7 protein-coding genes are annotated in these 6,414 nt (G+C 54.5%); 2 read left to right on the top strand and 5 right to left on the bottom strand.

The genetic code is table 11. The annotated features are described in order from the left end of the window. The 5 genes from FDW94_RS23985 to FDW94_RS08945 all read right to left on the bottom strand — a co-directional run. A partial coding sequence (locus tag FDW94_RS23985) for an alpha/beta fold hydrolase (RefSeq protein WP_249358362.1) occupies positions 1 to 380 on the bottom strand: 380 nt, incomplete at its 3' end. After that, complete coding sequence (menD, locus tag FDW94_RS08960) at positions 377 to 2,047, bottom strand: 2-succinyl-5-enolpyruvyl-6-hydroxy-3-cyclohexene-1-carboxylic-acid synthase (RefSeq protein ID WP_008785340.1); 1,671 nt, start codon at positions 2,045 to 2,047, stop codon at positions 377 to 379. The genes FDW94_RS23985 and menD, both read right to left, overlap by 4 nt. A gap of 87 nt (positions 2,048 to 2,134) precedes the next feature. Beyond that, positions 2,135 to 3,433: an isochorismate synthase MenF gene (menF, locus tag FDW94_RS08955; protein WP_057066387.1), complete on the bottom strand. Its 1,299-nt coding sequence runs from the start codon at positions 3,431 to 3,433 to the stop codon at positions 2,135 to 2,137. 104 nt (positions 3,434 to 3,537) lie between these two features. Continuing rightward, a complete protein-coding gene (gene elaB, locus FDW94_RS08950; RefSeq protein WP_003027683.1) occupies positions 3,538 to 3,843 on the bottom strand; it encodes a stress response protein ElaB in 306 nt (101 codons plus the stop codon). 63 nt (positions 3,844 to 3,906) lie between these two features. Next, entirely contained in the window at positions 3,907 to 4,368 is a 462-nt protein-coding gene (locus FDW94_RS08945; protein WP_008785342.1) for a GNAT family N-acetyltransferase, read from the bottom strand. A gap of 67 nt (positions 4,369 to 4,435) precedes the next feature. Between FDW94_RS08945 and rbn the strand changes: the two genes are divergently transcribed. Further along, the gene (gene rbn, locus FDW94_RS08940; protein ID WP_137377460.1) at positions 4,436 to 5,353 is read left to right on the top strand and encodes a ribonuclease BN; all 918 of its coding nucleotides are present in this window, start codon (positions 4,436 to 4,438) and stop codon (positions 5,351 to 5,353) included. A 64-nt stretch (positions 5,354 to 5,417) separates the two neighbouring features. After that, positions 5,418 to 6,414, top strand: a 997-nt coding sequence (locus tag FDW94_RS08935; RefSeq protein WP_137377521.1) for a chemotaxis protein, incomplete at its 3' end; no start/stop codon positions are given.

The raw sequence follows: 6,414 nt of genomic DNA, 5'->3' as shown, positions 1-6,414 counted from the left end.
GAGAGACGACGCTGAACGCGCGCCTCCTCGCTTTGCAAGCCGGGATGTCCGCCTTCAACCACCAGACCACAAAGCCCAGGCATCTCCTGACAGGCCGCCATCATGGCGACTCTGCCGCCAAGAGAGTATCCCACCAGCCAGTAGTTAAGTATGTTGTAACTAAGTAGAGTGTTACGCAGCAAAACGCTGACATCATCGAACCCACTCACGCCGATGTCAGCGGAGCCACCGTGTCCCGGCAAGTCGATGTATAGCCGCGAATAATCCTGAAACACTTCGCCGACCGTCTGCCATTCCTGGCAATCGCCAGAGAAACCGTGCAGGAAAACCAGCCAGGGAAATCCCGTTTGGCCCTCTTTCGCCTGCGCATGCAGGATCATAGGTGACTTACCTGCGCCAGCAGTTGCTGCAAGGTTTGCGCCCCGTCAGTTTCGTTCACCACCAGCTCAATCACCGTGGCCGCAGGTGTACGCCACGCGTTAGTCAACGCGCTCTCCAACTGCTCCCAGTTTTCCGGGCGCTGGTATTTAAGGTTAAACATGGCGGCAGCATGCTCGAAATGTACGTTCTGCGGCATCAGATAGAACCGTTCGCGTTCGCTGGCTGGTGTCGGCAGCAGGGAAAAAATCTGCCCGCCGTTATTATTGACCACTATCAGGACAAACGGTGCAGAAACCTGGCGCAATAACGCCAGCGCATTCAGGTCATACAATGCAGATAAATCGCCAACAATCGCCAGCGTCGATTTCGCGCTGGCACGCTGTACACCAGCTGCCGTTGACAGCAGGCCGTCAATACCGCTCGCGCCACGGTTGCTATAGACCGGGTAACCAGCCGGAAGCTGCGACAGCGCATCAATCAGGCGTACCACCAGACTGTTACCCACGAACAGCTGCCCCTGCTCCGGCAAGTAGTCGCGGATACGGTGGGCTAATTGCGCTTCACCAAACGCCTCACGACGGGCTTCTACCGCCTGCCAGGCCTGTTGCGCCAGACGAGGGATCTCAATACACCAGGGCTGACGTTTCTCCGCCGGATGTAGCTCCAGCCAGTCGCCAACTTTCGCCACCAACCTGCGGCCGCGATGATGGGCCGGATCGAGGCGGCCTTCGATATTATCGACAATCCAGTATTCCTGCGGATCGCAGCTGGCCTGCCATTGCAGCAGACGTTTTCCAGTCAGGCTGCTACCAAGCTGCACCACAATCTGCGCCTGCTGCAATTCAGCTACAGCTTTCGCATTTCCCAGCCACAGGTCGGCGCACGGCAGCGGTTGTCCGGTTTGCGACAGAACATCGCCAATCAGCGGCCAGCCTAACGTCTGCGCCCACTGCGCAACCTTCTTACCTTCTTCCGCGCTCATGCGGCCCGCAATGACTACGCCGCGTTTTTGTCGCCAGAAAAACCAGTCGCGTTGTTTGTCGCTTTCCAGCCGACGCGCTTCTCGCAGCCAGGGTTTATCGTCCTGCCACCAGTCGCCGAGGCGCTGCTGCCAGGCAATCCCCGTTTCGTCCATATCGCCATACAGCGGTTCCGCAAACGGGCAATTGATATGAACCGCCCCGCTATGCAGGGCAGCTAACGCATTATCAATCGTGGACACCAGCCAGCTTGCCGGAATGTCCTGAGTAGGACGCGGTAAAGAGAGCGTTTGCGATGGATGCGAGGCAAACATTCCGGCCTGACGAATCGCCTGGTTCGCGCCACAGTCGATAAGCTCTGGCGGTCTGTCAGCGGTAAGTAAAATCAGTTTTTCACCGGTCAGGCCCGCTTCAATCAACGCGGGATATAAATTCGCCACCGCGGTACCGGACGTCACAATCACGGCGACAGGCTGACGGCTGACTTTTGCCAGACCTAAAGCCAGATGCCCAAGACCGCGCTCGTCAAAATGGGTGTGGTGGATGAATGCGGGGTTTTCCGCTGCCGCCAGCGTCAATGGTGTAGAACGAGAGCCAGGGGCAATGCAGACATGCCTGACGCCGTGGCGAGTGAGTGCTTCCAGAATGACCGCCGCCCAGCGTCGGTTAAATGCGCTTACTGACATGAGATTGTCCGGTATCAATATTGCGACACAGTATAGAGAATCGAATAAATGGATTTTTGATATGAATCGGAAATATACACGAAATCACTATCCTTCCATCTGTAATAAAGTACGTAACCCTGCCGCTTTATTGTCTATTTCTTGCCATTCCTGCTCAGGATCTGAGCCACGTACAATCCCTGCCCCGGCATACAGGCGTACCACGTTTGCGCTAATTTTCGCCGAACGCAATGACACGCAAAACTCGCTTTGGCGCAAAGAAAGATAACCCGCTGAACCGGCATACCACTCGCGTTCAAAGGGTTCATTTTGCTGGATGAATTCACGCGCCAGCTCACGCGGAATACCGGCAACTGCCGCCGTGGGCTGAAGCTGCATCAGGCAAAGCGTATCGTCGGCCTGATTCAGTTCCGTCCAGATGCAACGGCGCAGGTGCTGCACTTTACGCAGCCTGAGCACCTGCGGTGGCAGCACATCGAGAGTTTGCGTACAGCCTTGCAGACGCTGGCAAATATCTTCGACCACCAGCATATTCTCGCGCTGGTTTTTATCATCTTTCATTAGCCAGTCGCCCAATTGCCAGGCCCGATGATCCTCAGGGTGATTGGCCACGGTTCCGGCCAGCGCCTCGGTGCGCAGCGCCGTATCACGTCGTCGATACAGACGTTCAGGAGAAGAGCCAAGAAAAGCGGTGTCGGCGGAGAATGCCATAAAGAAATGGTAGCAGTTCAGATTTAAGCGACGGCTGGAAGCCATCACGGCAGCGGCATTAACCGACTGAGAAAACTGTAAGTCGGTCGCCCGCGCCAGCACGACCTTATCGAGGTCTTCTCCTGCGATCGTTTGAGTGGCAAGTTTTATCAGGTCTATCCAGCCAGCTTTCTCCGGCCAGTGCTGTTCTCCCGTCAAATTCAAACGCAATGCAGGGAGCGGTTTTACGGGAGCAAGCGATGAGATGAAGGCAATCGCTTGTGCAGCGTCTTCACGTAGCGACACGTCGCTATAGAGATGTAAGCGTAAGCTCGCCACTCCGGCGCAACGTCGCCACTCCAGCCGCGGCAGCAGTAAATTGCCACGCTGAGGCTCAAAGGCATTCAGGCCCCAGATGCGCAGGTCGGGATGATTATCATGCTGATGTAAAAATTGCTGGGCTGATTCCAGCGAGGAAAATGCGGCCACGGCCCCTAATACGGCGGCTTCTTCATCGCCGTTACGCTGCTGCCAGTAAAACTGGGGCCAGACGGGTTGGCTGGCCAGCCATCCTAAAGCGTCAAACGCATCATTCAGTGGGAAAGGTATATCGTAAATACGAATTCCAGGTGCTGCTGGCATCTCTTGCGATAAATGACGCATCAGACTTTCCAGCGCAGTAGTGATTGAATGCACGCGGACCTCTCCCTGTTAAAAACCTCTCATTATACGGGGTACTGAGCAGAAAAAGCAGTACCCCCAGTTAGGGAGTACGTACAAATGCGATGACAGAACGGAATTTATCGCCGCGCTAACAATAATCCCATCACTAAACCGACCGTGGCGCCAACGCCGATTCCGCGCCAGGGTTTTTCGTGCACATAGTCATCCGCCCGACAAACGGCTTTTTTCGCACGGTAATAGTAGCTGTCAGAAGCATGGCTGACGCGATTTCTCACCTCTTCTAACGCCCGCTCTGCCCGCGCTTTTAACTCAAGGTATTTTTGATCTGCTGGGTCGCCAGAAGAACGCAGCACCTCTTCCAGCGTTTCACTTAATAATTCCAGATCATCATCGATACGTGATTCATAAGAATGAAAAGACATTATATTCTCCCTTTCTATTGACGTACCCGCTAACTATAGACAACCAGGACTGATTGCGCCTGTTTACGCCTGATGTGCTTCCCGCGCCATTCCGACGTGTGGAATACCATCTTCGTCATAGATATCCGTCACCGGAACAAAGCCAAAGCGTGCATAGAATGATTGCAGATGCGCCTGCGCGCCCAGATACAACGCCTTGTGTGGCCAGTGTTGCGCGCAGGATGCCAGCGTCTGGGCCATTAGCTGTTGCCCCAGTTTTTCACCACGCAGCGCTTCGCTTACAATCACCCGACCAATCACTACCGGCTCCAGCTCGTCATCGCTTTTCAGAATCCTCGCATACGCCACCAGCTCATCGTTATGCCAGCCCAGAATATGCCGATTCTCTCCAGCCAGGTCATCGCCATCCACATCCTGGTACGGACACTGTTGCTCAACTACAAACACCGCGCATCGTAGCTGAAGTAGTGCGTACAGTTGTTGGGTACTCAGCTTTGCATGGTGGAGATCTTGCCAGTGAATCATTGTCTGCCCCTATGTTGTGATAACCTGAACACCCTGCCTTATTGATGGCGAAAAGTGTAACGCAAAGATGGAATTACTATTTTTAGGCACGTCTGCGGGAGTCCCCACGCGCTCACGCAATGTAACGGCAATTTTACTGAATCTGCAACACCCGACTCAGGCGGGGCTGTGGCTTTTTGATTGCGGCGAAGGGACGCAGCATCAGATGCTCACCACGCCTTTCAATCCAGGAAAACTCGATCGTATTTTTATCAGCCATCTGCACGGCGATCACCTGTTTGGTTTACCGGGGCTACTGTGCAGTCGCTCAATGGCCGGCAATGTCCAGCCTCTGACGCTCTACGGGCCAAAAGGGTTGCGAGAGTTTACCGAAACCGCATTGCGTCTGAGCGGCTCCTGGACCGATTATCCGCTGGATATTGTAGAAATCACCGCGGGTGAGATTGTGGATGACGGCCTGCGAAAAGTAACGGCTTACCCGCTGGCGCATCCGCTGGAATGCTACGGTTTTCGCATTCAAGAGCACGACAAACCCGGTGCGCTTGACGCCAATGCCCTGAAGGCGGCAGGTGTAAAAGCGGGCCCGTGGTTTCAGGATTTGAAAGCTGGGAAAACCATCGTGCTGGAAGATGGACGTACGATCCACGGTGCCGACTTCCTCGCCCCGGCCACCAGGGGAAAATCAGTCGCTATTTTCGGTGACACAGGACCCTGCGCGTCCGCCATTGAACTGGCTCGAGGTGTAGATGTCATGGTACACGAAACCACGCTGGACGCTTCAATGGAGGAAAAAGCAAACAGTCGTGGGCACAGCTCAACCCGACAAGCCGCACAGCTGGCGCTGGATGCCGGAGTGGGACGTCTGATAATGACCCACGTTAGCTCACGCTACGATGAAAAAGGCTGCCAGCGCTTACTCGCAGAGTGCAAAACAATATTTCCAGACACGGTACTGGCTCACGATTTCGCCATTTTCAGCGTTTAACGCTCTATTTTTCCGCCTCAGTGCCGATAACAGTGGAAAGGCTGGCTTTCACACTGAGGACAGGATGAACAATTTCCAGAAAGATATTGATGACAGGACAAACCTAACCCTGTCTAACCGTTTTGAACTGCTGCTGTTTCGCCTCGGCAAATCTGTTGAGGAGCAGAAATCAGAGCTGTTTGGCATCAACGTATTCAAGCTGCGTGAAATCGTGCCGATGCCGACCTTTACGCGTCCGGCGGGTATGAAGGCCCCGTTACTGGGTATGGTTAACATTCGCGATCAGGTGATCCCGGTGATTGACCTGCCCGCCGTCGCGGGCTGTAAGCCAGAGACCGGACTCAACATCCTGTTGATCACAGAATATGCCCGCAGCGTCCAGGCGTTTGCTGTGGAGTCAGTGGAAAACATTATGCGCCTGGACTGGCAACAGGTGCATACCGCCGAGAAAGCCGTTAATGGTCGCTATATCACCAGTATCGCTTGCCTGGACGACAACAAAGAGACCAACAACCTGGCGCTGGTGCTCGACGTTGAGCAGATCCTGTACGACATCGTACCGGCGAACCACGACCTGCGCGCAACCGAACTGAAAACCAATAAATTCAACATCACGCCGGGTGCGGTGGCGATTGTGGCTGATGATTCCAAAGTGGCCCGCGCCATGCTGGAAAAAGGTCTTAACGCCATGGAGATCCCGCATCTGATGCATGTAACAGGTCAGGATGCGTGGGAAAAAATACAGCAGCTTTCCGCAGAAGCGCAGGCGGAGGGCAAGCCTGTCAGTGAGAAGATCGCTCTGGTTCTCACCGATCTCGAAATGCCGGAGATGGACGGTTTTACGCTTACCCGTAAGATAAAAACCGACGAACGTCTGAAGAAAATCCCGGTCGTTATCCACTCTTCGCTTTCCGGTAGCGCGAACGAAGATCACGTTCGCCGTGTAAAAGCGGATGGCTATGTGGCCAAATTCGAAGTTAATGAGCTTTCTTCAGTGATCCAGGAAGTGATGGATCGCACAGCGAAAGGCATCAGCGGTCCGCTGGTGAGCCGTCAGCTAT

The organism is Citrobacter sp. wls757, from assembly GCF_005280935.1.
Lineage (GTDB): Bacteria > Pseudomonadota > Gammaproteobacteria > Enterobacterales > Enterobacteriaceae > Citrobacter > Citrobacter portucalensis.
This window is presented reverse-complemented; position numbering and strand designations above follow the sequence as displayed.

What these genes read in the sequence shown, in the direction of transcription:
- menD (WP_008785340.1), bottom strand. Translation starts at nt 2,047, where the DNA reads ATGTCAGTAAGCGCATTTAACCGACGCTGGGCGGCGGTCATTCTGGAA.
- elaB (WP_003027683.1), bottom strand. Translation starts at nt 3,843, where the DNA reads ATGTCTTTTCATTCTTATGAATCACGTATCGATGATGATCTGGAATTA.
- FDW94_RS08945 (WP_008785342.1), bottom strand. Translation starts at nt 4,368, where the DNA reads ATGATTCACTGGCAAGATCTCCACCATGCAAAGCTGAGTACCCAACAA.
- rbn (WP_137377460.1), top strand. Translation starts at nt 4,436, where the DNA reads ATGGAATTACTATTTTTAGGCACGTCTGCGGGAGTCCCCACGCGCTCA.